The following is a 24,598-nucleotide window of genomic DNA, read 5'->3' as shown; positions in this document are numbered from 1 at the left end:
CATGATTGGTGAATTTCCTGTAAAATTACGATAAAGCAGTTCGATAAGCAGCGATAGTTTCGTCAGTGCACCTTTGCCAGCTAAAAAGTTTAGCTTGTGCCAAGGATTTTAAACACATACTTTCTCGCAGCGATGATTTGTTGTAGATTTCCAGCATACTATGGCAAAGCGCGTCGGTATCTTTTGGATCTACCATAATTCCCGCTTCTCCAACTACTTCGGGAAGCGAAGAGGTATTTGAGGTAATCACCGGTACTCCACACTGCATCGCTTCCAGAGGCGGCAAACCAAAACCTTCATAAAACGACGGATAGACAAATGCTAAAGCACTGCTGTAAAGCGCTGCCAAATCAGATTCTGGGACGTATCCTGTAAAAAATATCCGCTCTTTTAGAAAGTTTTGCTTAGAAACTTCTTCCATAATTTTATCGTATTTCCATCCCGGAGTACCCACTAACACCAGATACAAATCTTTAATCTTTTGTTCCTCAATTAGTTTAGCAAAACTGCGAATTGCACCGTCGAGATTTTTCCGAGGTTCCAATGTACCCAAACTCAAAATATAAGGAGCATCTGGAATGCCGTATTTGCTCCGAGTCGAAGCAAGTTTTTCCGCATCGCGGCAGGGGTAAAATACCGTCGGTTCCGCAGCCAGATGCGTGACGAAAACTCTCGACTCGTCCATGTTTAGATAATTGCAAAGGTCGTTTTTTGTTGAATGCGATATGCAAATCACCCAGTCTTTCTGAGAAATGCTTGCTAAAGTTTTTTTGTAAAGTAAAGGGATTTGTTCGCTCAGCAGAAACTGGGGATATAAAACCGGGATTAAGTCATAAATAGTGAGAAATGCTTGCGGTTTCTTTCCTCTCTTAACAGATGCAGGTATTTCATCGTAGGGAGAGTGAAAAATATCTACTTCATCTAAACTGCGAGAGTCAAGAGTATTAGAGTAAGCCCCAATCATTTTACTCGTGTTTTCTAGATGATTTTTCACTTCCTCCAAAAATAACTTATCCTCCCCTGGATTGCTAGCCGCATTATTTTTTATTTGACACCCAACCAGATTGTAAGTATCGAGTAGCTTTTTGTAAAAAATTCTGGGAAAAGTTGAGTGCAGCAGGGGAACTTTTGCTAACTTAGGATTAGATTCTAGATAATCGAGGCTAGCATCGAGCAACTGAAAATACTGATTTACGCTAAACAGTAAATCGCATTCTTTCGAGCTGGTTAATCCTTCAGCAATACTTTCAACTACTCTAAAAATTCCCGTGCGAGCGCGCAAATGCAAATGTCCTTGTCCCAGGACTGAAATATCGTAGATAACTTTTATTGGCTCTAGGCTTGATGGTTGCATATATGGTTCTGATCGATTAATATTTTAGCTAGATAAAGCAATTTTGTAGGCAGCAATTGTCTCCTGAATACACCTGTCCCAACTAAATTTTTGAGCTTGTTTCAGCGACTTTAATGACATCTCATTTCGCAAAGATGCACTGTTATAAATTTTGAGCATATTGTGGCAAAGGCTGTCAGCATCTTGAGGATGGATCGTAATTCCTGCATCACCAACTACTTCGGGAAGAGATGAGGTATTTGAAGTAATGACTGGAACGCCACACTGCATTGCTTCTAAAGGTGGAAGACCAAAACCTTCATAGAGCGATGGATAAACAAATGCTAGCGCACCGCTGTACAGTGCCGCTAAATCTTCATCAGCTACATAACCAGTCATAATCACCCGGTCTTTTGATAAACTGCTCTGGGATATTTCTGCCAATATTTGTTCGTAATCCCAGCCGAGAGCACCAACTAATACGAGGTACAAATCTTTAATACCTTGCTGGTGGACTACTTTTGCAAAACAACGGATGGCGTGTTGGATGTTTTTTCGAGGTTCTATCGTACTTACACCCAAGATGTATTGTGCATCAGGTATGGAGTATTTCTTTCGGATTGCTGCAATTTTGTTGGTGTCATAGCAGGGATAGAATATATCTGGATTAGCTGCTAGGTAGGAAACGGAAACTTTTGCTGGGTCAAGATTTTTGACATGATTGAGTAGGTCGTTTCTAGTAGCTTGAGAGATGCAGATTACGGAATCTTCAGGAGTTAAGCTTTGTAATGTCATTACCATTCTCTGATAATCGCCGTCGTTTTTGCCGACAAATAAATCCGACAAGACAATGGGAATCAAATCGTAAATTGTGGTAACTTTTTTCAGGTTTTTAATTTGCCTTACTTGGTCTGGAATGTGATAAAATGTTGAGTGAAAAATATCTGTTTCGCTCAAAATATTGGGATCGATCGAGTTATGATTAGCGGTGAGATTCATCGCCTGAACCAGAGGATTTTTTAAACTTTCTATCAAAGACAGAGCCTCTGATTCGCTGCCATTATTTATCAAAACTTTACTCTGATTTTCCAGCATTATGTAAAGTTCAATTAGCTTGGTGCGCAATTGATAAATAAAGCTGGGATGTACAAAGGGTATGTCTTTAAAAATTGGCTGCGATTCCAAGTAATCCAGGGTATTGTGGACGGCTCCTATAGAATGAGTGGCACAAAAAGATAGCTCTAATTCTGTTGAGGTAAGTAGACCTAATGCGATATTCTCGATAACTCTGGCAACACCAGTTCGAGAACGAGTTACGTGATGGCCGTATCCGAGTACAGAAATGTCGTAAAGAATCTTGAGCGGTTTTTCTATTTTTTGGCTGCCAACTGCTGAGAATTTGAAAGTTTCTGATTTTTTATGAAAATCTTTGTGGATAATCAGAAGCAGAGATGTGGCAACATAACCTCCCATTTCTAATTTTAGATGCGGCTCAGTATAAGGTGGCTTTGCTATTTTTAAGTCAGGCTCTTGATTGCCCATGTCATAGTTTACAGGCTCTACCCAATGTCCTTGCTTCTCTAATTCTTCAATTAGTCGATCGATATCTTGACGCCTGTAAAATACTAAATGGGGTAAATCTAGCGTACCTGTATTCGACGTACAATTATATTCTGTTGTGTGAAGCGCAATTCCGCCACTCTTTAAACAAGCCAAAGATTTTTGCACAAATTGCAGCCCTTTTTCGATCGAACCTATGTGTTCAAAAGCACAAGACGACCAAATAAAGTCAAACTGTCCTAGCTTCAAATCTTCAGGAATGTAGTTCATATCTACTTCCCGAAATTCAACTAATCTGTCAAATTGTTCTGGCGGACAAATGCCTTTGACATTGAGAGCTTGTTTCCCTGTACAAAGTTGGTCTGTCTCGCCCCATTGTTTGGCGCTCAGGGAATCAATACTTTGATCGGTTGCTGTGATTTCACAGCCCAAAGCAGCAAACAAAGACGGTAACGGTTCATTTCCAACAGCAAATCCTAAACCTTTTTTGCCCTTACCCAGAAAGTTTCTTTCTTGCAAAGCTTGGACAATGGCCACGAATTCCCACTGTTTGCGGCGAGGAGTAAAAGGCTCCCTCATTTGGGAAATCCAGTGTTGATAGTAATCTGTTTGGAAATCTTTGTATACACAAAGCCTGCTGGTTATCAAAAGTTTTTCGGTTTTTGGGGGAAGGCTTTGTAGAGTAAAATTAGAGATGTTTGAAGGAACTTTGGTGATTTCTAGAACAGCAATTGCATTGGCAAAACCAAAAGGCGAATCATATTCTACGTTGCTAAGTTCTAGGGGATTTGCTTGTACCCAAACAGAACAGTGCGTAGGTCGGTAGTAGGCTTGGACTAACTTTAAAAAACTGGGATTTATAGCTGTTTGCGGAATATTGTATTTTTTAAATAAGAGGTTCAAGTAATCAAGATCGAACTGGATAAACCATCCCCTTTCTAGAAGTTTGCCAAAGGGTACAGTAATCAATGCTTCGCCGCCATCTGCCAGCAAATCGTAGATTTTAGCGATCGCCTTTAAAGGCCCTTCTCGATCGCACTTTTCTAGTTTTTCACCGTAAGTTTCATTTGGTTCAGCTCCTTGTCCTATATGTTCTACTGTAGAGATGGAAATTATAGCACTATATTTCTCAGATGGTGCAATATCCATTAAATCTACATTGTCTACTCCATCAGCTATTTCGTATTTGTCTATAATTCTTCTAGCTTGAATTTCGGCCAGATCTCGATCGATAAGTTCTTCATAATGTTTCAGCACGTTGCCCACTTCCAGCAGCCTGCTTTTATCCTTTAATCTGGCCAGAAAATTGCAGGCTATGGGGATTTCTACTGCTCTCTCAGAACTCGGAAAATTATTGTGTTTGAGTCGATTGTACTGTAGGCGCTGACCGTTGAAAATAAAAGTATCTTGCAAGTCTGACATTGACAATTTCCAGTAAAATAATAAAGGTATATTAATAGAAAAATGCGTTCGGCGATTGAGTTTATTTCACCCAATAAATACTTTGACCGACTAGACGCTTTTACCGATTGGCTTGTTCCCTATGGGGAAAGGTGCTAAGCTCAATCTATCGCTACAGAGCAGACACTTGCCATCGATCTTGTTTCAATTTTTTTTTCGGGCGATCGCTCCTATAAAGATTCACCCTTCTAAGATAAGTGGCATCATCCGGCAAAGCAGTGACGCTCAGCTCGCACTCGCACAACATTTTCAGCATCCTTGACAAACTAACTTTTTAGGTGTAACCAACTAAGATTTTAGAGGTCGATCGACAGTTCGATCGCATCGATCGCAGATTAAATCTAGCCTACAAGCGCACTATTGGGAAGCCGCGGTGCGATCGTCCGTGACTGTTTGGGAATTCTCCAAATGCCCTCAGCCTTCAGCCGAAGCCCAGCCCAGCCCTCAGCCCTCTCTCCTATATAACTAAACTCCTTCTTCTTTCACAAGATACTTGCCGGCCGCAAACAAGTTACAATTACGTTAAGATTGATGAACATAAATAAAAAATCCCAGATCGCAGGGACTAAAAATTAGGAGGATCGACCTCGGTGAATAAACGCTGGAGAAACGCTGGCCTGTACGCACTGCTGGCTATTGTAGTCATTGCCTTAGCAACGGCATTTTTTGACAAACAGCCCCCAAGTAGGGAAGTTTGGAAGTACAGTCAATTCATTCAGGAAGTCGAAGGCAAGAGAGTAGACAAAATAAATATCAGTTCTGACCGCAGCAAAGCTCTGGTTACAGCTCAGGACGGCAACAAGGTAATCGTTAACCTGCCGAACGACCCCGAACTGATCAACATCCTGACCAAAAACAACGTAGACATTTCCGTTCTGCCCCAAAGCGACGAAGGCTTTTGGGTAAAAGCCCTCAGCAGCCTGTTCTTCCCGATCCTGCTCTTGGTGGGACTGTTTTTCCTGGTGCGGCGCGCCCAAAACGGGCCCGGCAACCAAGCCATGAACTTCGGCAAATCCAAAGCTAGGGTCCAAATGGAGCCACAAACTCAGGTGACTTTCGGCGACGTGGCCGGCATCGAACAAGCCAAGCTAGAGCTCGCAGAAGTCGTGGACTTCCTGAAAAATGCAGACCGCTTCACCGCAGTCGGAGCAAAAATCCCCAAAGGCGTGCTGCTGGTCGGCCCTCCCGGAACAGGCAAAACCTTGCTCGCAAAAGCAGTTGCTGGAGAAGCAGGCGTTCCCTTCTTCTCGATTTCCGGTTCAGAATTTGTGGAAATGTTCGTGGGTGTCGGTGCTTCCCGCGTCCGAGACTTGTTTGAACAAGCTAAAACGAACGCTCCTTGTATCGTATTTATCGATGAAATTGACGCCGTAGGCCGCCAGCGGGGAGCTGGTTTGGGCGGCGGTAACGACGAACGGGAACAAACCCTGAACCAGTTGCTGACCGAAATGGACGGCTTTGAGGGCAATACTGGCATCATTCTGATTGCTGCCACAAACCGCCCCGACGTGCTAGATGCCGCGCTGCTGCGTCCGGGTCGCTTCGATCGCCAAGTTGTAGTCGATCGCCCCGACTTCTCAGGCCGCCTAGAAATTCTCAACGTTCACGCCCGCGGCAAAACTTTGTCGAAAGATGTGGACTTGGAGAAAATCGCCCGCCGCACTCCCGGTTTCACCGGTGCCGATTTGGCGAACTTGCTGAACGAAGCAGCAATTTTGGCAGCCCGCCGCAACTTGACCGAAGTCTCGATGGATGAAGTCAACGACGCGATCGACCGCGTGCTCGCCGGCCCAGAAAAGAAAGACCGCGTGATGAGCGAAAAGCGCAAAACTTTGGTAGCTTACCACGAAGCCGGTCACGCTTTAGTCGGTGCCTTGATGCCCGACTACGACCCGGTGCAGAAAATTAGCATTATCCCCCGCGGCCGCGCTGGCGGTTTGACTTGGTTCACACCGAGCGAAGATCGGATGGATTCTGGCTTGTATTCTCGCTCTTACTTGCAAAATCAAATGGCGGTAGCTTTGGGCGGCCGCATTGCTGAAGAGATTGTCTTCGGCGAGGAAGAAGTGACAACCGGTGCCTCGAACGACTTGCAGCAAGTGGCAAGAGTAGCGCGGCAAATGGTGACTCGCTTCGGAATGAGCGATCGGCTAGGCCCTGTAGCTCTCGGTCGCCAGCAAGGGAATATGTTCATGGGTCGCGATATCATGGCCGAACGCGATTTCTCCGAAGAAACCGCAGCGACGATCGATGATGAAGTGCGTTTGTTGGTAGAGCAAGCTTACCGCCGCGCTAAAGATGTACTCGTCGGCAACCGCCACGTCCTTAATGCTTTGGCAGATATGCTAGTTGAAAAGGAAACTGTGGATTCGGACGAATTGCAAAATTTGTTGGCTAATAGCGATGTGAAAATGGCAACTATTGCCTAATTGATTTTGGATTTTGGATTGAATCTAAAGTTTAAAATCGGTAATTGGGGTGATTCTGGGATTGTCTGGAATCGCCCCGATTTTTATTTGGGATTGGGGGCTGGTGATAAGTAGAAGGAAGAAGGAAGAAGGAAAAAGGAAGAAGGAAGAATACCGCTCCAGTAAGCTTTTGGGGGATTTGGATGTTACGTTTAATTAAGTGGACTTACTTATAATATCAGATCGTTTCCGATTGATTGCCATAATAAAAAACGGTTGTTAGTGCGGAATTTAGTCCGCTCCGACCGGCGGACTAAACTCCGCACTACCAACCATTCTTAGTGGGGATTTAATATAGTTTAACTGGAAAATTCACCAGTTTTTCAATGCACAATCTGCCGGTAACGAGCTTCGATCGCGGAGTATATGCCATAAGCAATCAAACCTAAAGCGACAATTCCCAACAGCCAAGAACCAAAAGGTTGTTGTGCCAAGATTGCTAGCGCTTCACCAAATCCTTTAGCTTGACTGGCATCCGATAGTTTGGCAGCTTGAATTAAGAAAATACCGATAATCACGAAAACAATACTGCGGGCAGCAATACCACATCGACCCAACCGCACTGCCCAAGTTTGCTCTGCCTGACTCATTTGACTGAGTTTTAAATGGCGGCGGAACTTAGCTTTATAAGATTGGTAGAGATTATAAAAACCGACACCAATAACAATTACCCCTGCCAATCCTACCAACCACCGTCCAAAAGGTTGTGCTAAAAATTGGGCAGTCCAATCTTCAGTTGCATTGCCGCTGTTACCACCAGAACCGATAATTAATTTGACAGCCGTCAGCGCCAAACCTGAATAAGCTAACGCACTAAAACCATAGCCAACGCGCTGGGCAATTCGCTTGGCATCCATTTTTTCACCAGCGTGTTCCGGGTCGAGAATCGTTTGAGCAATTTGCAAAATAACGTACCCAATAATGCCAATTGTCACAAGAAACAGCAGGAATTTTCCGAAGGGTTGGGTGACAATTGTGCTTAAGGCACCGCTGCTATCTGTGGTTCTACCGCCAGTCCCAAAAGCTGCTTGGGCGGCTAGAAAACCGATAATAAAGTAAACCAAGCCTTTGGCGGCATATCCCAGTCTTGCCAGTCGCTCGAACCAAGAGTCAGAGGTTGCGCGTCGGACTGATTGTTTAATGTTATCAGTTGGTGAGTTGCGATCGGTCATATTTTTCTACAATAATTTAGAGTGAGTTGGGTATTGTAAGTGCATCATACTAAATCCGTTGCGATCGCGTAGCGTGCCTGAGGCATATCGCTCACCTATTTTTGGTTATAGGACAAGCAAGATCGGGTTTTTTTGGGCGGATGTTGGTATAAATAGTTCTCCTATTATTAATTTCTGAAGTTCAGCAATTTGTGGCATCCCTCCAGGTAGGTAAATTAGTCAAAGCGATCGCAGTCGAATAGTATCTCTAGAGGATTACGGCAGGATGCAACTTGCTCGAATTCTTGTTAGTTATGATATGGCTTTCTGTTAAGCGCGATCGATCTTGCTAAAACCGCCGTCGCTCCTGTCACGGCAATAAGCTCGATACACTAAGGTTGGTGAATTTTTGTACCTCCTAGCTAAAGGAATATTTGCAACTCGATTTCTAGCTCTCTGCGAAATTTTCCGCTGACCCAAAGTAATTAGATCCGGGGCCCCGGATTCATCCGTGGGGTCGATTCTAAAATCTAAAATCTAAAATCTAAAATCTAAAATCGATTGACAGGGAGCAAGTTGTTTATTTAACCGATCGGGATCTACTACAAAAGAGCCGCACCCTACCATCTAAAAGCGGATTTGGTAATCTGTACTAAAATTATATGTAAATTAGAATAATACGAGTTCTCTATTTTGGCTTCCCATCTCAAATCTAAAATTTCAAAGGGTATGAATCATCAATCTTGGTTGAAACAGCTAAAAAAACATCGAGCGATCGCCGTTATCCGTTCCTCCGAAAAGGAAATTGCTTGGCAGATGGCATCAGCGGTAGCAGCAGGAGGAATCCAGTTTATTGAAATTACTTGGAACACCCACAAAGCCGCTGAATTAATTGCCCAACTCCGCTCTGAATTCCCTAGTTTTAGTATTGGCACTGGCACCTTATTAAACTTAGAACAGTTGCAGCAAGCAATAGACTGCGGCGCTCAATTTGTGTTTACTCCTCACACCGATTTAACTATGATTAAAACAGCAGTTGACGCCGGAGTGCCGATCGTCCCCGGTGCTTTTTCTCCTACGGAAATTGTGACCGCGTGGCAAGCAGGCGCTACCTGCGTTAAAGTGTTTCCGATATCGGCTTTGGGAGGCGCTGCCTACCTGAAAAGCCTGCAAGGCCCCTTGGGACACATTCCTTTAATTCCCACTGGCGGGGTGACGCTGGAAAATGCCAAAGTATTTATTGACGCCGGGGCGATCGCCGTTGGTTTAGCCGGAGACTTATTTCCTAAACACTTAGTGGAAAATGGAGATTGGCGGGCGATCGTCCAAATTGCCCGGAATCTCACCCAAAACTTAACAACTTGTTAAGCCCTCTTTCCAATCTCGAATCTAAAATCTAAGATCTAAAATAGTACAACTCAATCTAAAATCTAAAATCTAAAATAGTACGAGGTGTGAGGAATGAACAGCATTATCAACTCAATTTACTTCCGCCGCGCTGGAACTTTCTGTGCCGGCTGCGCCCTCACTTTGGCTGCATTCTGCGGCGGTTCAATTCCTGCAATTGCCGGCGAACAGCACAACATAATTGCCAATAAAATTATGCAGTTGCAGCAATCCAGCGAACGCTGGATTGAAATAGATTTGTCAAGACAAAGGTTAATAGCTTGGGAAGGAAATACACCCGTTTACGCGGTGATTATTTCCAGCGGCAAATCATCTACTCCCACCCGTACGGGAACCTTTGCGGTTGAAACCAAATACCGCGTTGCTAGGATGACTGGGCCGGACTACGACGTGCCCGACGTTCCCTATACAATGTATTACGACGGAGGCATGGCAATTCACGGCGCTTACTGGCACAATTTGTTTGGCAATCCCGTTACTCACGGCTGCACGAATGTAGCTGTCAATCACGCTAAATGGCTATTTGAATGGGCCTCGGTGGGAACACCCGTTGTAGTGCACAAATCTCAGGTTTAGGGAATTGGGAATTGGGCATCGGGCATCGGGCATTGTCAAACACTATTCAATCTGTTACAGCCCCGACTTCTTAAAGAAGTCGGGGTTCTGAGTATTATGTTTTTTTAGGTGTGCTTACTTAACTGCTGCTTTTAACCACAATCCCAATTGTATAAAACTTTACTAAAATCTAATTGTCTGAGTGCTGATTCATTAATAAAAAAGTTACCTATACCCATATCTCCCCACTTGATATATATTGTATCATTGCGCTCGGTATCCATTTGGAATAGAAGAATCTCTGACTTATGTTCCCGATCGTATTTACTGCTATATTCTCTAACATCATTTTGTACAAAATCAGGATAACCACCTATTTTATGACCCCAAAAAGACGATATTTTTAGGTATTCATCTTCTATTTCATGATTCATAAATAACTCATCAATTTCCGAGCCTAAAATTTCGGTACATTGGTAATCACTGGTACTAATCGGCGCATATTTTTTAGTAAATTGTAAGCTGCAACAGCCTGAGATAGGAAAAAGTTCGGGTTCCGGCAAAAAATCATAATTGGTAATCAAGTTTTCAACTTTGAAGTCTGGCTGAGGAAAATACATTATTTTGAATCTGTCTTCGACTGTGGAATTATCTACATCGGCGGAATTGCCGAATTCTAAACCATATGGTTCATCGTCGGCTATATAAAACTGCAAAATCCCCTGCTCGGGAAAACTATCTAAAGGCGGTACTTCAGAAAAGTTGATTTGTGCTAGAAAGAATAAATATTTACCGTCAGCAGTTTTTGGATACTCAAAGCCTTTAGGTAAATAGGGCAATCCCCCAAATTTACTTTGCCACCAATTAACGGAGTCATTATTCTGGATTTTAATTTCAATGTAAGGTTTAATGGTAGCTTCGATTCGGTCGCGATACTTTTCTAGTTCTGGAGAGAGTGGAAATTCTAGTTTATAGTTCATCTGCTTTTAACAATCAATTTGTTTTGAATGCAATCAGTAGGGTGCGCCGAAGCGCACGTTACCTGTAAAGCCTATTCCTAACTTAGCTGCACCACTGGTTTATCCTCTAACAAAGTTTCATTTGTCAGCAAATCTTCCACGCTAATGCGCAAAAAGCGCTGTTCGTCAACGCGGAACAAAACTTTTATGCGATCGCTCCCGGGATACCCTGGCGGCGTCAATTGAGCGATGCTGCGTGCTCCGTCTTTGTCATTTAGCGGCTGTACCGATCTTTGACCCGCGAGTTGGCGAGTAATTAGCCTGTCGCCATCAAAATATATCTCCGTGCCGCCAGTTTCCGCTCCCAATTCGCCGACAATTAATTCTATACTTCGTTGATTTTCTAAAGAAGCTCCCAAGACTAATTCTACCGGTTCGCTCATCGGATAAGACTGGCCGGATTTAATTAAACTGTGCCAACTGTGGCAATTTTCGCGGCGGTTCCAGTAGCGAATGCCGTAACTGTGATAGAGAAAATCTTTGATTTCTATGCCTTGACTCAGTTGCAGAGCACCTTGGGCGATCGCCTCAAAGGGTTTGTCGCAGCGAATTTTTGCAGGCTCGAAATATTGCTGCACCCAACGCTGCACAGCGGGAATTTGTACAGTACCGCCAACTAGCAAAACTGCATCGATGTCGCCAACTTCTAAGCCTTGGCGCCGCGCTTGCTGCAATACTTGATTCATGCACTCGTCGAGGTTGTCAAAAAACTGATGTTCGGCGAGGATAGATTCAAAGCGAGAGCGATCTAATTCTAATTCGTAACTCTCAAAATTTTCGTCATCAAAATAAACCTCAACTGCCTGATTTACCAAAGACAACTGAATCTTTAACCGTTCTGCTAATCTGGTTGTTATCGGAGATTTGGCCAGCCCTTTTGTTTTGAAAAAATAGTCAACCAACCAATTATCAATATCAGAACCGCCTAAATTTTGTCCGGCTTTAGCCAAAACCCGGGCAACTTTTGCCTTTTGCGCTGAAGATTCAGCTAATAACTTTTCGCCCCACTTGAGAATAAAACCGAGGGGCTTTTTGTTGGAGGAAGCGTCCAAACGCACTACAGAAAGATCGAGAGTTCCGCCGCCGAAATCAATGACTAACAGAATTTCGCGATCGGCTAAACCATAACCCAAAGCAGCCGCCGTAGGTTCGTCCAATATCCGCACCTGTTCTACTTGCAGAGATTCAGACACTTTGCCCAACCAATGGCGGTAAGCTTCAAAACTATCTACTGGCACAGTAAAAATCAAAGAATCTACGGGCAAGGGCAGTTCGCGAATTGAGTTCACAATTTGGCTCAAATACCACTCACCTACTCGTTCAAAAGTAATAAGTTGCCCGTCAAGTTCCGGCACAAAACCCTGAACTGAAGTGCCAATTCCCCGCTTAAAATTGCGGAAAAACCGAGAATCTCCACTCAAATCAAGGCCTCTGTCGCGGACTTGCTGACCGAGTATTACTTTATTTGCCGCAGCGTCCTCAACGTAGAGTAAACTGGGAATTAGGGGCGGGTTTTGAGCCGAGATTGCCGACAATCCCGGTAATTTCAAAGTTTCGGGCTGCTGGAGGGCTTGATTCCAGCGAGCGACGACGGTGTTGCTAGTTCCAAAATCAATTGCGATCGTCATTCAGCCACAATACACAGCTACTAGGGATTAGATTATATTATGGTATTTGGAGCCGCAAATACCAACATAATATCAAATTGTGCTTGAATAAAGACTTTGTTGCAACCAAAACTGCTTTAGCAGCGGAGTCTTCCATTTTGTGCAACTGCATATTTTTCGTTGCAACAACAAATAAGCGCCACTTTTATAAGCGGCACAAAACTCATAGCATTTTAGATTTGAGATTAAAGACTTGGGAATGACTTACTGGATAATGGTTGGGATCGCGGGCCTACAGTTGCAGTGTTTGTGGAAAGTGGTATCACCTGTCCGCCGCCAAGCTTTTACCTTTGATCTCAATCCAATTTTCAAATAAAGGGTGAAAAATGCTGCACATGGGCGATCGCAAAACAGCACTATTGGCTCTAACACTGCTTGTCCCTGCTGCTAGTATTGGTATCATAGCAGGCTTGTATATTGCCCCGGGAAGCTGGGGACAAACACTGTCAGTATTGTGTCAAGTTTGGTTGCTGGTTTTTCCGATCGCGTGGTCTGTTTTGGTCGATCGCAAAAAACTGCGTTTATCCCTGCCCAAGCCCCAAGAGTTGCTGGCTGGATCTATGTGGGGAATATTCATGTTTGCGATGATTGTAGGTATCTATCGGCTTTTCGGCCAGCACTGGATCGATCCTGTAGTTGCCAAAGAAAAATCGCACCAATTAGGTATTACCAGCGCTAATATTTACTTGATTGTTGAAGCATATTTTGTGCTGGTTAACTCGCTGATTGAAGAATTTACTTGGCGGTGGTTTGTCTGCAACAAGTGCCAGATTCTCATACCGGGAAAAAAAGCAATATTTCTGAGTTCGCTATTTTTCACCCTCCACCACATTTTTGTAATAGCAGCTTACAGCGACTGGCAGGCTGTGATCTTAGGCTCCTTAGCTGTCTTCGCCGCCGGGATAATTTGGTCTCAGTCTTATCTGAGTTACCGTTCACTTTGGTCTAGTTATATCAGCCACGCGATCGCAGATTTTGCGCTGGCAATGATTGGTTGGCAAATACTCTTTAACTAGCTGCTTTTTTAGCGACTATCGCTGGTAATTCTACAGTAAAAATTGACCCTTTTCCCAACTCGCTCTCCAGACTAATATCTCCACCCATCATCTGACAGAATTTCTTGGCGATTGCCAGTCCCAAACCCGTACCACCGTACCTGCGAGTAGTAGACTCATCCGCTTGCGTAAAAGCTTGGAATACTCTCTCAATTTGAGCTGCGTTCATTCCAATTCCAGTATCGCTGACTTTGAAACTAATCCATTCTTCACCAGCCGGAATATCCGATTCTGGTTCTTTCTCGCTTCTGTCTCCTTCTCGCTTCGCTTCTAAGCCTAAAACATCCGATTCTACTTCCTCTCCTCCCAGAAGACTAAATTTTTCTTCCGACTTCCATTGGGCTTCTTCCTTCTTCCCTCTTCCCTCTTCCCTCTCCCTTCTAAAGCGTCTTACTTCTAAAGTAATTTCACCAGCTTCGGTAAATTTGCTGGCATTGCTCAGCAGGTTTAACAAACACTGATAAATCTTAGTAACATCAGTATAAACCGTGCCGAGATCGGGCGGACACTTTACTACGAAAGCATTGCGATTTTTGTCAGCCAAAGGTTTAATAGTAGTAGCGACATCCTGAATGATTGTCGAAAGTTCGCAGGTTTCTAAGTATAATTCTATGCGACCAGCTTCAATTTTAGAAATATCCAAAATATCATTAATGAGAGATAGTAAATGTCTGCTTGCATTATTAATATTTTGCAAATCAGGGACTAATTCTTCACAATTGAGGTCGAAGGATTCTTCTTGTAACATTTCGCTGTAGCCGATAATCGCATTCAGAGGCGTGCGGAGTTCGTGGCTCATATTTGCCATAAATAAGCTTTTTGCTTTGCTAGCTGTTTCAGCTTCGGTGCGAGCTTTGTCTGCTTCCTGATTTTTGGTTTCCAAGCTAGCAAATAACTTTTGCAACTGCACAGCCATGCGATTGAAAGCTTTGGCTAAAGTTCCCAATTCATCTTGGCGATCGATATTTACTCTCTGATTCCAGTCACCCCTAGAAAGCTGTGCTGCTGCAACTGTCAAGTCCCCGATCGGCCGAACCAAACGGCTGGTTAATATCCACGTCAAACCGCCAACTCCCAAGACTGCAATGGCGGCAATAGTAATTGCCAACTGCCAAAATAACTGTTCTTTTTCTAAAACCTCGGCTTCTTCCTGCAAGATAATTACGCCCCAGCCACTTTCTAATTGGTTCAGACATGAAAGCCATTTCACTCCCCGATCGTCGGCGAAGTAAAATGCACCACTTTTGCCTGCTAGTAGAGTTTTGACTGGCGGATAGTTGCTGAGGTTTATTAGTTGCTTTTGAGCAAGTAAGTTCGGGTCGGGGTGAGCGATTAATTGACCTTTTTTGTCTACCAAAAAAGCGAAGCCTGTTTTGCCGATTCGGACTGTTCCGATCGAGCTAGCGATGTCGCTTAATAGTATACCTATAACAGCTACTCCTTGAATTTTTCCCAGTTGGTCGGCAGATTTATCGATTGAATTTAATTGGTGTGTTTGAAAAAATTTTTGTTGAAAATTAGTTGCTAGTTCGAGAAGCTGCTTGGTTGTAAAATCGACGCGGCTACCTGCCGGCAAGCCTGAATATTTTTTTTTAAATTGAGCAACTGCCTGGGCGGTGCTGTTGCCGTAAATTCCCGTAATTTCGTTTTTGTAATAGCCGAGTTGTTTGAGTTGCTGCTGCAATTCGCTGACTGAATTTCCTCGATCGCCCAAACTTAAACTCGCAAATTCCCGAATGGGTGTTGAGAAAATAACTGCTGGTTTTCCCGTTAAGCGAGATATCAAAGCTTCGTAAGTAATTTCAGTCCCAGCAACTGCACTTTTAAACCAATACCGATCGCTGCGTTTGATGCGATCGGGTGGCGTGCCGCTGCCGCGGGCAACAACGTACCCTTCTAAATTGTAAGCTTCGGCAAGGTATATGTGGCTATAGCTGCGGTTGATGCCAACTAGCAGCGGCAACAGTTTGCTGGCATTCATGCTGACTGTACTCGGATCTTGACTCATGCTGCGCAACAATCGAACGTTCATTTGTTCCCACCGGGAGATGCTTTCCGTTAAGACATCTGCTTTCAATTCGAGGTTTTGTTTTGCTTGCGATCGAATAATGTTAGCTGCGTGAAAACTGGCAAACCATATTGCTGCAAGCATCGGCGGCACAACCCCCAAGAGCACACCGATTGTCATCCGGAATCGCAAACTTAGGAATAATGATTCTTTCATAACATCAAATTTTTTTAAGCGAGGTCATTTGATACATACCGCGAAGCTGCAGCTGCAGTTTAGGAGTCAACGTTGGCACGATCTAGGCCGATCGATCCAGAGCATTCCTTTTATCTTTACATGGTCATTGAATAATTTGCTGAACTTTTTTACGGTAATTACTTAGACAGGGCTTGCGCAGGCACGCTACATAATATACTCCGCCCAGAAGTGGCAGTCGCTTTTGGGAACTTTTTCAGGCGATCGCCTTTTATTAACAAATTTAAAACTCAGCCAGCTAATTAAATTTATCTCGGTGAAATTCTTTGTTGTGTAGCACGATTGGGAAACCTATTTTTTCAAACAGTGGACGCATCAACCGGGTTTTTTGACGAACATACGATCGGTGAGGGGAAGAGATATCGGTTGAAAAATTGGGTTTTTTCGCTCCTTCGCGCGTCCAGGACGGTTACTCGCTCGCGCTTCAGCAGGTATTTGAGAAAACCACTATGTCTGAATCCTGACAGAATACGATATTGTGTCCAGCAATACCGACAGCACCGTTACCAAAAAACCACAATCGCCGATCGGTGTTTAGATCTGTTGGAGCGATCGGGAAATCAACATTCTCAAAATAAGAATTTCATCTTTAATGCTGTATAAAATTTTGCTAACGGCGCTCATCCATCTACTCTAGATTGTTACAAATGCTACTTTTTGTCCCGCATTAAAGGTTGGGTGCTTTTCGGTTTCCCGTACCTCCCTTTCTGTAGCACAAGCAAGTTCTATTCTGTTAAAAAGGAAGTGTTGTTTAGCTTGGTGTTTGTCGCGAAAAAAAGAGGCTGTTTGATAATGATGAATCACTCTTTAGGAGGAACTTTTGCCCACCTAAACATTATCCCTAGAGGACTGTTTCGCGAGCGCATCAGTTGTTATTATCCATTCAATGACAGCGAACTTGTGGCATATCAATACTGGCGTGTTGCCAACAGTCGCAAGGTTGGATTCTATGTACACACCAGGAAAGCGGTAATTAATATTCACCCGCCCCTCTTTCCTTTCGATCTCTAACATCAGCGCTGGTAGCAGCGCCATAAGGGAATCGGAGTCTTCAGCGGGACTTAAAAATGAAAATCACCTTTGTGCTTCCTACTCTGTCTTGGACTGGTGGAATACGAGTAGTATCTATTTTCGCAGAACGTTTGAGAAAGCGAGGACACTCCGTGTTCGTCATCTCTGTACCCCACGCCCAACCGAGTATGCGCCAGCAAGTCAAGTCGCTGCTGCGGGGACGGGGTTGGATTTCCACACCTGAAAACGAACCCTCATTTTTCGATAACTTAGGTGTAGAACACAAAATTACCGATCGCTACCGGCCGGTAGAGGACAAAGATGTACCTGATGCTGACGTAGTAGTTGCCACATGGTGGGAAACCGCCGAGTGGGTTGCCAAACTCTCTCCCAGCAAAGGAGCAAAAGCTTATTTTATCCAGCACCACGAAGTTTTTGATTATCTACCTCAAGGTAGAGTAGAAGCAACCTGGATGCTGCCAATGCACAAAATTACGATTTCTAAGTGGTTAGTGGACCTAGCTCGGACTAAATACGGCGATCGCACAGTTTCCTTAGCTCCTCCTACCGTGGACACCAAGCAATTTTACGCTTGTCCTCGCAACAAACAATCGGTTCCTACAGTTGGCATACTTTACTCTCCAATCTACTGGAAAGGAACCGACATCGCCCTCAAAGCTTTTGCCTTAGCTGCTGAAAAGATCCCCAACCTGCGTCTGGTTGCCTTCGGTACAGAGGCCCCATCCTCGGAATTGCCCCTACCGGCCAATGCCGAGTATGTAATTCAACCCGACCAAGATAAAATCAAAGACTATTACAGCAAATGCGATGCCTGGCTGCTGGCGAGCCGCTCAGAAGGCTTCGGCTTGCCAATTATCGAAGCGATGGCGTGCCGCACTCCCGTCATCAGTACCCCAGCAGGTGCTGCTCCTGAAATTTTGAGCGGCGGTACTGGCATACTTGTAAGACCAGAAGATCCCGAAGAAATGGCCAAAGCCATAGAGTATATCTGTCAGTTGCCAAATTCCAAGTGGCAAGCCATGTCAGAAGCGGCTTATGCCAAGGTGAACAATTATACTTGGGATGATGCCACAGCTCATTTTGAAGCGGGCTTGAAAGTTGCTATAGACAAATCTAAACAGCGGGACGTTAATATAGTTTCCTCTTCTCCCTACGATGCGCCCCCAGCAGTGGCAAACAACAAAATAGGGGTTGCAGGCTAACTGCAGCCATTTGAAATTCTGCGCTAGCCGCTCGCTCTGGCGCAGGATTCTCAGCAGAAACTCAATATTGTTTGGTGGGGTGCTTCTGCCACAACCAAAATCGCCCGTGTCCTGTTTTCTACCCAGCAGTCTCGACACGAATTCTGACGCCACTGACGAGCGAATACTGGTTATAAAGCGATCGGCCAAAATCTGAACCAGAGTGCAACGGAGTTTTTAAAGCTGGCTTCGTTACAGGTTAAACTTGTCTAGTCCTCAAACATTTCCCGATTTGTAATTGGGAAAAGTCCCTGACGACAGAGTAAGATCTGCTCGACTATCGAGTTACGATCGCCTCCAGCAGAAACCCGCACCCTGCTGAAAAGCCAAAAATAGGCTAGTAAGTGCGAACTTGCTGTTATGGAGGAGTTTTAACCAGTATTAATCTTCAGCATCTATTCATGAAAATTACTTTTGTCCTGCCTACCCTTAGCCTTACAGGTGGCATGAGGGTGTTATCTATTTACACAGAACTTCTCCAAAAGCGAGGACACAAAATATTTATCGTCTCTACCCCCCCGGGGCAACCTACTTTGATCCAACAATTGCGATCGCTCCTCAGAGGTAGGGGTTGGCAGTCAGCTCCCAAGAAACAAGAGTCTCACTTTGACAAGGTGGATGTCGAACGCCGAGTTCTCGAAACCTACCGTCCAATTACCGACATTGACGTACCTGATGCCGATATTATCATGGCTACTTGGTGGGAAACTGCCGAGTGGGTGGCAAAACTCTCTCCGAGGAAAGGAAGGAAAGTATATTTTCTCCAACACTACGAGGCTTTTGACTACATACCAAAAGGTCGAGTAGAGGCAACTTGGCGGTTGCCGATGCACAAAATCGCTGTGGCCCAGTGGCTGGCCGACATAGCTCGGAATGAATACGGCGATTTGTCTGTATCTCTGGTCCCTCCCACCGTTGACACCAAACAGTTTTACGACCCCCAGTCGCGAGGCAAGCAGCCGCGAGGCAAGCAGTCAGTTCCGACCGTTGGGATGTACTATTCTATAACTCCTTGGAAAGGCTGCGATCTTGCCCTGAAAGCTTTCTCTATAGCTGCTGAAAAAATTCCCAACCTTCGTTTAGTTGCCTTTGGTTCGGGGGATACTCCTCCTCCCAATTTGCTGCCTGATGGCACGGAGTATAATAAGGCACCTACTCAGGACCAACTAAAAGAATTTTACAGCAAATGCGATGCTTGGCTCTTTTCCAGCAGCTCCGAAGGCTTCGGCTTGCCAATTTTAGAAGCTATGGCTTGCGGCACTCCAGTCATCGGCACTCCTGCTGGTGCGGCTCCGGAACTACTTGCTGGCGGGGGTGGCATACTTGTCAAGCCAAAAGACCCAGAGGATATGGCAAAAGCGATCGAACACATTTGTCAGTTGTCTGATGCCGAATGGCGGGCCATGTCCAAGACTGCTTTGGAGACGGTGATAAATTATACCTGGGAGGATGCAACTAATCTCTTCGAGGCGGCACTGTACGCTGCTGTGGAATCTCAGACACAATTAACGAACAAGGCGAAGGCGTAAAATAGAGGTTGATTTAAAAGATTGGGGTGGGGCGATCGTTTAAGCGAGAATTTTTATTGGGCAAATTAAGTTGTCTTTCTAAAATTTTACTGCAAAAAAAACTATGGTTGCATTAATCCCACTTGCTATGTTCGGCTTTATTCCAATCGTTTTTTACCTGTTTGTGAGGTATCCGCCTCAACGGGCGGTAATTATCTGTTTTGTTGCAGCGTGGCTGTTTTTGCCGCAAGCTTCTTATCCCATCCCCCTATTGCCGCCCTATACCAAAATCTCGGCAGCTTGCTACGGCATTTTGCTGGGGACTCTTGTCTACGATACTGCGCGCATCACCACTTTTAAGCCCGGTTGGCTGGATGTGCCAATGGTAATTTGCTGTTTGTGCCCAATTGTTTCACAAGTTACTAATGGCGGCAGCCCGATTTCTCCGACTCTCAACCAAATCGTTACTTGGGGTCTGCCTTATTTTTTAGGACGCTTGTATGTAGGTAGTTTAGACGGGCTGCGACAATTGGCGATCGGGATGGTTGCAGGTGGGTTGGCTTACATTCCTTTTACTTTAATTGAAGGTGTTAAGGGCCCAATTCTGCACCAAATGATTTACGGCGTCAACGCCTTTGAGGACTGGGGTCAAGCAAGGCGTTTGGGGGGGTGGAGACCGGTAGTATTTATGCAGCACGGTTTGATGGTGGGCGTGTGGATGATGACAGCCGCCTTAATCGCAGTTTGGCTTTGGCAAACTGGGGCGATCAAAAAGTTTATGGGCCGCAACATCAAGACTTTAGCAATTATATTAACTATCGCTTTTTTGCTGTGCCGTTCTACTGGCGCCTACAGTTTATTTGTAATGGCGTTGCTCGTATTATTCTCGGCAAAGTGGTTTCGCACCTCTTTGCCCCTGCTATTTATAATTGGATATATAGTGTTTTATTTGTACGTAGCTGCATCGGGTCAATTTTCGAGCAAAGACGTGATGGACTTCATCACTCCAATATTTGGCGAAGAACGAGCCGCCTCTCTGAAGTTTAGATTTGACATGGAAGAGATATTGGGGGAAAAAGCGCGGCAAAATTTTCTTTTTGGCTGGGGGGATTCTGGTGGCAACCGCGTGTACGACCAGTCCGGTAAAGATATCTCGGTCACCGACAGCTTATGGATTATTGCATTTGGCGTCAACGGTGCAGTCGGTTTAGTTAGTTTATTTTCTTCATTATTACTTCCTGTTATCGTCTTTTGCGTGTTCAAGTATCCCGCCAGAACCTGGTCTAATCCCAAGGTAGCGCCCGCTGCCGTCCTGGGAGTAGCCTTAACTATGTACGTGTTTGACTGTGTTTTGAACGCTATGACTAACCCGATTTTTGCGATGATTGCTGGAGGAATATCGGGTCTGGTCTTAAAAGCTCCAGAAAGTCTTAAGACCAAAAAAACCAGTTCGCCACCAAGAAGACAGTCGCTGGTTCACCAAAAATCAGGATGATTTTCAGGAATGCGCGGCTTCACTTCAAGCTTAAAAATATCTTGCCGTCGCTGAATACAACAACTAAAAAACTTCCTATTTTTGCATTAAATCAAGTTCGGAAGTTGTGCTATATTTGTAAATCGCTTAAAATTAAGGTCAAAAAATTTTTTGACCTTAATTTTCAATGCTTCAACTATTAGCACGGCATCGGTTTTTTATTAATACTATGTTGCGATTTGTAAAGAAAAATGGGCTTAATATACTTTTTACTAAAACGACCTGATTCTTTACACAATCTTTAAAAACCCTGACTGGACAGGTAGGGTGTACGGGCATATACTTAAGAAAGTTTATTCACTGAAGCGCCCAAGTAGTGAAAACACGAACCTGTATTGTGCGTTATAATAGTTTGAGTTGTAGCTTAATATAAAGCGGGAAGGGAATAATAAATGAACACAGTTAATTTATTGAATGTCTCGATAGATAACTTGTCAATAACAGAGTTGTTTGAAAAACTCGACTGCGAAGGTGGTGTCGTATTTACGCCCAATGTAGACCACTTGATTAAGCTGCAGTATGACCGCGACTTCTATGAAGCTTACAATACCTCTACATATAGAGTCTGCGACAGTCAAATATTGATGTATGCCTCCAAGTTTTTGGGAACTCCTCTCAAAGAAAAGATTTCTGGTTCGGACTTGTTCCCTGCATTTTATATGTATCACAAAGATAACGAGAATATGAAAATATTTTTGCTAGGAGCTGCAGAAGGTATTGCTAAGAAAGCCCAGGAAAAAATTAATCAAAAAATTGGTAGAGAAATAGTGGTTGAAGCACATTCTCCTTCTTTTGGCTTTGAAAACAATGAGGAAGAGTGTGAAAAAATAATTGACACGATCAATCAATCAGGAGCTACAGTTCTGGCCATAGGGGTGGGAGCCCCCAAGCAAGAGAAGTGGCTGGTTAAATACAGGAGCAAATTAACACACGTCAAAATTTTCTTAGCAGTAGGTGCAACCATTGATTTTGAAGCTGGTTGCAAAGCAAGAGCTCCCAAATGGATGAGCGAAGTCGGCATAGAATGGGCGTACCGACTGTTAAGTGAACCGAGAAGGTTGTGGAAAAGATATTTGATAGAAGGTCTGCCTTTTTTCCGATTAATCTTAGAACAAAAATTAGGGTTTTATAAAATGCCTTTCCTTGAGAGCAAAACCAGGAAGCTAGAATGGGAAGGCGGCTCCTAAAAACGGGAGCGACAAATCTCTAGCGTAAATTAAGCTGAGTATGAGAGAAAGTAGGTTTGACTTCAAGCTCAGACGGATGCAAGCTGTGGATAGTCCGATCGCACTTTCTCTCAAAATTATTCATTTTTGCTTTCAAGTCCAGGTAAAATCGGAATGAAACCTTTGTTGCAAATCCCTAATTAGGGATTTAAATCATGAATCTGCCTTCTTTTTTGTGGTTGTGGAAAATAGCGGCTTGGTCAATGGGTGTTTCCCTGTTAGCTTACCTGTTGCTGGCCGTTACTGGAACCTGGATGTTTGCCGCCCGCAGTACCAAACAGCAGCGCCCAAAATGGCTGCGTCCCTTTCATTTGGCGACTGGTGTGGCGATGGCGACTTTGGTAATTTTACTGCTGGGAATTGGTGTAGTCGGTACGCTGGGATACTACGGCAATTTGGGTCACTCGGCTCATTTACCGGCGGGGTTAGCTGTTGTTGCTTTGGTGTTGGTTTCTGTTGGAAGCGGTCTGCAAATTTGCCCTAAACATCCTTGGGCGCGTCCCCTCCACATCACCACTAATTTGGCTTTGTTTGGGGGATTTGTGACTGTGTCGATCACAGGATGGACGATTGTACAAAAGTATTTGCCGAAAGTTTGAAACCTGTCAGTTTGACATCAAACTATATACCAAATGCGCAAGATAAAACATATATGTAAGGTGCGCCGCAGCGCACCCTACGTTTAAATGTTTTGCGTGAGTCCGCTTTTATTTATGAATTCTAAAATATGCTGCGCCGTAATCTCTGGCTTTTCTAAGTGGGGAACGTGCCCGCAGTCGGGTATCCAAATTAGTTGAGAATTGGCGATCGCACTTTCAAACTTTGCCGCATCCGCCGTCCCTAAAATGCGGTCTTGTTTTCCCCACAAAATCAGCGTCTGCTGCTGAATTTGCGACAGTTTATCCCGAAAACCTCCGTAACCGCCACTTTTGGTAAACGCAATTAAAGCTTGATTCCAGTTGGGCATTTCCAAGTGCAAAGCAGCGCAAGTTTGAGCGTCTAGAGAAGCCAATTTTTTATCGAAATAAGCATTGATGCTAATTCGCTGGCGGATTTTAGGATTTCGCAAAAATGAAGTTGCCAAATATCCTAAGGGAGGAATGAGAAATTTTCCCTTATTAGAAGTGACGGCAAAACCTGCACTGTCTATTAACACCAATTTTTTGACAGCTTCGGGATAAGTGAGGGTAAAATCAATTGCTGCTGCACCTCCCATTGAAGCACCGACTAAGATTACAGGCTGCGAAATTAGCGTTTTCCAGAAATAGTAGAGGTGAGTGGCGATCGCTTTTTGACTGAATGCCAAACCCGCCGCTCTTTCTGTAAAGCCAAAACCCAACAAATCAACCGCCCAAGTTTCATTTTCGGCAGCCAGCAGCGGCAACAGGCGGCGAAATTCAAACAGCGAACTGTCGAAGCCGTGAATTAGCAAAATAGGGGTGTTTCCGCTGCCTTGGTGCGCGTAAGTTGTGGCAATTGCCCCAGATGATAGGGGAGTTGTAATTGCCTCTCGTTGAATGCTTTGGGCTAAAGCAATGGATGTAGATTCTGTTAGCTGTGCGATCAATTTTGGGAGAAAACTTGCTGACATAATTCTTGATAAATTGTTAATCGGTAGGGGCAGTGTCCCTGTACTCACCCTAAGATTTAAGTATATATGTTTGCTCGCTCACTATTTTAGGAGTTAGGGCAAGCGATACCTTAAAACTCGATCGATACTTAGTATCCCTCTGCCCAACCTAAGCCTGAGTTTCTTAACCTGATGTTAAAATATTTTATAATCGTTGCCAATAATTCCTGTTTAATCTACTATTACCTTCCTCTGCGTCAAGAGCACCTCTGCTGTTTTTTCAAAAAAACTCATTAATAAATTCAATAAAATTAGCATACTATTTACTCAAACATCTTAATATACGTTAAACATTTTTTACAAATATTCTAAAATCTCAAAAAGATAGTGATGATAACTCAAACTCCATGCCTCAAAACCCTACAAACTAAAATTGGCGGGAAGGACTGGGGCAACTGCGCCAAAACAGTATAAGGAATGAAAATTTAATAACATCAGCGATGTATAATAAATAAATGAGTGAATATGAATAGGTTTATGTTTCGGTA

The 24,598-nt window shown here is 44.1% G+C and carries 17 protein-coding genes; 10 read left to right on the top strand and 7 right to left on the bottom strand.

What is annotated here, in order from left to right; all coding sequences use genetic code 11:
* Positions 1-25: 25 nt before the first annotated feature.
* Both QUA20_RS27270 and QUA20_RS27265 read right to left on the bottom strand, forming a co-directional pair.
* Positions 26-1,354 (bottom strand): glycosyltransferase family 1 protein, encoded by a 1,329-nt coding sequence (locus QUA20_RS27270; protein ID WP_333192916.1) that lies wholly within the window; start codon positions 1,352-1,354, stop codon positions 26-28.
* 24 nt (positions 1,355-1,378) lie between these two features.
* Positions 1,379-4,315 (bottom strand): glycosyltransferase, encoded by a 2,937-nt coding sequence (locus tag QUA20_RS27265; RefSeq protein WP_333192914.1) that lies wholly within the window; start codon positions 4,313-4,315, stop codon positions 1,379-1,381.
* Positions 4,316-4,944: 629 nt separating this feature from the next.
* On the opposite strand from QUA20_RS27265, the gene ftsH3 reads away from it, so the two are divergent.
* Both ftsH3 and QUA20_RS27255 read left to right on the top strand, forming a co-directional pair.
* Entirely contained in the window at positions 4,945-6,783 is a 1,839-nt protein-coding gene (gene ftsH3 / locus QUA20_RS27260; RefSeq protein WP_172187434.1) for an ATP-dependent zinc metalloprotease FtsH3, read from the top strand.
* A 49-nt stretch (positions 6,784-6,832) separates the two neighbouring features.
* Positions 6,833-6,982: a hypothetical protein gene (locus tag QUA20_RS27255; protein WP_333192910.1), complete on the top strand. Its 150-nt coding sequence runs from the start codon at positions 6,833-6,835 to the stop codon at positions 6,980-6,982.
* Between the two features lie 163 nt (positions 6,983-7,145).
* On the opposite strand, the gene QUA20_RS27250 is transcribed toward QUA20_RS27255, so the two are convergent.
* The gene (locus QUA20_RS27250) at positions 7,146-7,994 is read right to left on the bottom strand and encodes a DUF1206 domain-containing protein (RefSeq protein WP_333192907.1); all 849 of its coding nucleotides are present in this window, start codon (positions 7,992-7,994) and stop codon (positions 7,146-7,148) included.
* Between the two features lie 708 nt (positions 7,995-8,702).
* Here QUA20_RS27250 and QUA20_RS27245 point away from each other — a divergent pair.
* Entirely contained in the window at positions 8,703-9,341 is a 639-nt protein-coding gene (locus tag QUA20_RS27245) for a bifunctional 4-hydroxy-2-oxoglutarate aldolase/2-dehydro-3-deoxy-phosphogluconate aldolase (protein ID WP_333192905.1), read from the top strand.
* 93 nt (positions 9,342-9,434) lie between these two features.
* Positions 9,435-9,956, top strand: a complete 522-nt coding sequence (locus tag QUA20_RS27240; RefSeq protein ID WP_333192902.1) for a L,D-transpeptidase — start codon at positions 9,435-9,437, stop codon at positions 9,954-9,956.
* Between the two features lie 131 nt (positions 9,957-10,087).
* Here QUA20_RS27240 and QUA20_RS27235 read toward each other — a convergent pair whose 3' ends face one another.
* On the bottom strand, positions 10,088-10,915 hold the full coding sequence (locus QUA20_RS27235; protein ID WP_333192900.1) for a YwqG family protein: 828 nt from the start codon (positions 10,913-10,915) through the stop codon (positions 10,088-10,090).
* 77 nt (positions 10,916-10,992) lie between these two features.
* A complete protein-coding gene (locus QUA20_RS27230; RefSeq protein WP_333192898.1) occupies positions 10,993-12,582 on the bottom strand; it encodes an Hsp70 family protein in 1,590 nt (529 codons plus the stop codon).
* 365 nt (positions 12,583-12,947) lie between these two features.
* Between QUA20_RS27230 and QUA20_RS27225 the strand changes: the two genes are divergently transcribed.
* Positions 12,948-13,637 (top strand): CPBP family intramembrane glutamic endopeptidase, encoded by a 690-nt coding sequence (locus tag QUA20_RS27225; protein ID WP_333192896.1) that lies wholly within the window; start codon positions 12,948-12,950, stop codon positions 13,635-13,637.
* On the opposite strand, the gene QUA20_RS27220 is transcribed toward QUA20_RS27225, so the two are convergent.
* The gene (locus QUA20_RS27220; RefSeq protein WP_333192893.1) at positions 13,630-15,864 is read right to left on the bottom strand and encodes an ATP-binding protein; all 2,235 of its coding nucleotides are present in this window, start codon (positions 15,862-15,864) and stop codon (positions 13,630-13,632) included. The two genes, QUA20_RS27225 and QUA20_RS27220, sit on opposite strands and share 8 nt — an antisense overlap.
* A gap of 1,142 nt (positions 15,865-17,006) precedes the next feature.
* On the opposite strand from QUA20_RS27220, the gene QUA20_RS27215 reads away from it, so the two are divergent.
* The 5 genes from QUA20_RS27215 to QUA20_RS27195 all read left to right on the top strand — a co-directional run bounded on the left by QUA20_RS27215 (position 17,007) and on the right by QUA20_RS27195 (position 23,079).
* Positions 17,007-18,173, top strand: a complete 1,167-nt coding sequence (locus tag QUA20_RS27215; RefSeq protein WP_333192892.1) for a glycosyltransferase family 4 protein — start codon at positions 17,007-17,009, stop codon at positions 18,171-18,173.
* A gap of 440 nt (positions 18,174-18,613) precedes the next feature.
* On the top strand, positions 18,614-19,741 hold the full coding sequence (locus tag QUA20_RS27210) for a glycosyltransferase family 4 protein (protein ID WP_333192889.1): 1,128 nt from the start codon (positions 18,614-18,616) through the stop codon (positions 19,739-19,741).
* A gap of 103 nt (positions 19,742-19,844) precedes the next feature.
* Positions 19,845-21,215, top strand: coding sequence for an O-antigen ligase domain-containing protein (locus tag QUA20_RS27205; RefSeq protein ID WP_333192886.1), 1,371 nt, complete (start codon positions 19,845-19,847; stop codon positions 21,213-21,215).
* A 431-nt stretch (positions 21,216-21,646) separates the two neighbouring features.
* Entirely contained in the window at positions 21,647-22,441 is a 795-nt protein-coding gene (locus tag QUA20_RS27200) for a WecB/TagA/CpsF family glycosyltransferase (RefSeq protein ID WP_333192883.1), read from the top strand.
* Positions 22,442-22,635: 194 nt separating this feature from the next.
* The gene (locus QUA20_RS27195; RefSeq protein WP_333192881.1) at positions 22,636-23,079 is read left to right on the top strand and encodes a DUF4079 domain-containing protein; all 444 of its coding nucleotides are present in this window, start codon (positions 22,636-22,638) and stop codon (positions 23,077-23,079) included.
* 83 nt (positions 23,080-23,162) lie between these two features.
* On the opposite strand, the gene QUA20_RS27190 is transcribed toward QUA20_RS27195, so the two are convergent.
* Positions 23,163-24,071 carry an alpha/beta hydrolase gene (locus QUA20_RS27190; protein WP_333192879.1) on the bottom strand — a complete coding sequence of 303 codons (909 nt, stop codon included), beginning with the start codon at positions 24,069-24,071 and terminating at the stop codon, positions 23,163-23,165.
* Positions 24,072-24,598 lie beyond the last annotated feature (527 nt).

The sequence above is a fragment of the Microcoleus sp. Pol7_A1 genome, assembly GCF_036701085.1.
Classification (GTDB): domain Bacteria; phylum Cyanobacteriota; class Cyanobacteriia; order Cyanobacteriales; family Microcoleaceae; genus Microcoleus; species Microcoleus asticus.
The sequence above is the reverse complement of the archived record's forward strand: the minus strand, read 5'-3'. Positions and strand labels throughout refer to the sequence as shown.

Coding starts and splice junctions, on each gene's coding strand:
- QUA20_RS27210 (WP_333192889.1), top strand. CDS start 18,614: ATGAAAATTACTTTTGTCCTGCCTACCCTTAGCCTTACAGGTGGCATG.
- QUA20_RS27220 (WP_333192893.1), bottom strand. CDS start 15,864: ATGACAATCGGTGTGCTCTTGGGGGTTGTGCCGCCGATGCTTGCAGCA.
- QUA20_RS27205 (WP_333192886.1), top strand. CDS start 19,845: ATGGTTGCATTAATCCCACTTGCTATGTTCGGCTTTATTCCAATCGTT.
- QUA20_RS27190 (WP_333192879.1), bottom strand. CDS start 24,071: ATGTCAGCAAGTTTTCTCCCAAAATTGATCGCACAGCTAACAGAATCT.
- QUA20_RS27245 (WP_333192905.1), top strand. CDS start 8,703: ATGAATCATCAATCTTGGTTGAAACAGCTAAAAAAACATCGAGCGATC.
- QUA20_RS27215 (WP_333192892.1), top strand. CDS start 17,007: ATGAAAATCACCTTTGTGCTTCCTACTCTGTCTTGGACTGGTGGAATA.
- QUA20_RS27250 (WP_333192907.1), bottom strand. CDS start 7,994: ATGACCGATCGCAACTCACCAACTGATAACATTAAACAATCAGTCCGA.
- QUA20_RS27225 (WP_333192896.1), top strand. CDS start 12,948: ATGCTGCACATGGGCGATCGCAAAACAGCACTATTGGCTCTAACACTG.
- QUA20_RS27240 (WP_333192902.1), top strand. CDS start 9,435: ATGAACAGCATTATCAACTCAATTTACTTCCGCCGCGCTGGAACTTTC.
- QUA20_RS27200 (WP_333192883.1), top strand. CDS start 21,647: ATGAACACAGTTAATTTATTGAATGTCTCGATAGATAACTTGTCAATA.
- QUA20_RS27230 (WP_333192898.1), bottom strand. CDS start 12,582: ATGACGATCGCAATTGATTTTGGAACTAGCAACACCGTCGTCGCTCGC.
- QUA20_RS27235 (WP_333192900.1), bottom strand. CDS start 10,915: ATGAACTATAAACTAGAATTTCCACTCTCTCCAGAACTAGAAAAGTAT.
- QUA20_RS27270 (WP_333192916.1), bottom strand. CDS start 1,354: ATGCAACCATCAAGCCTAGAGCCAATAAAAGTTATCTACGATATTTCA.
- QUA20_RS27265 (WP_333192914.1), bottom strand. CDS start 4,315: ATGTCAGACTTGCAAGATACTTTTATTTTCAACGGTCAGCGCCTACAG.
- QUA20_RS27195 (WP_333192881.1), top strand. CDS start 22,636: ATGAATCTGCCTTCTTTTTTGTGGTTGTGGAAAATAGCGGCTTGGTCA.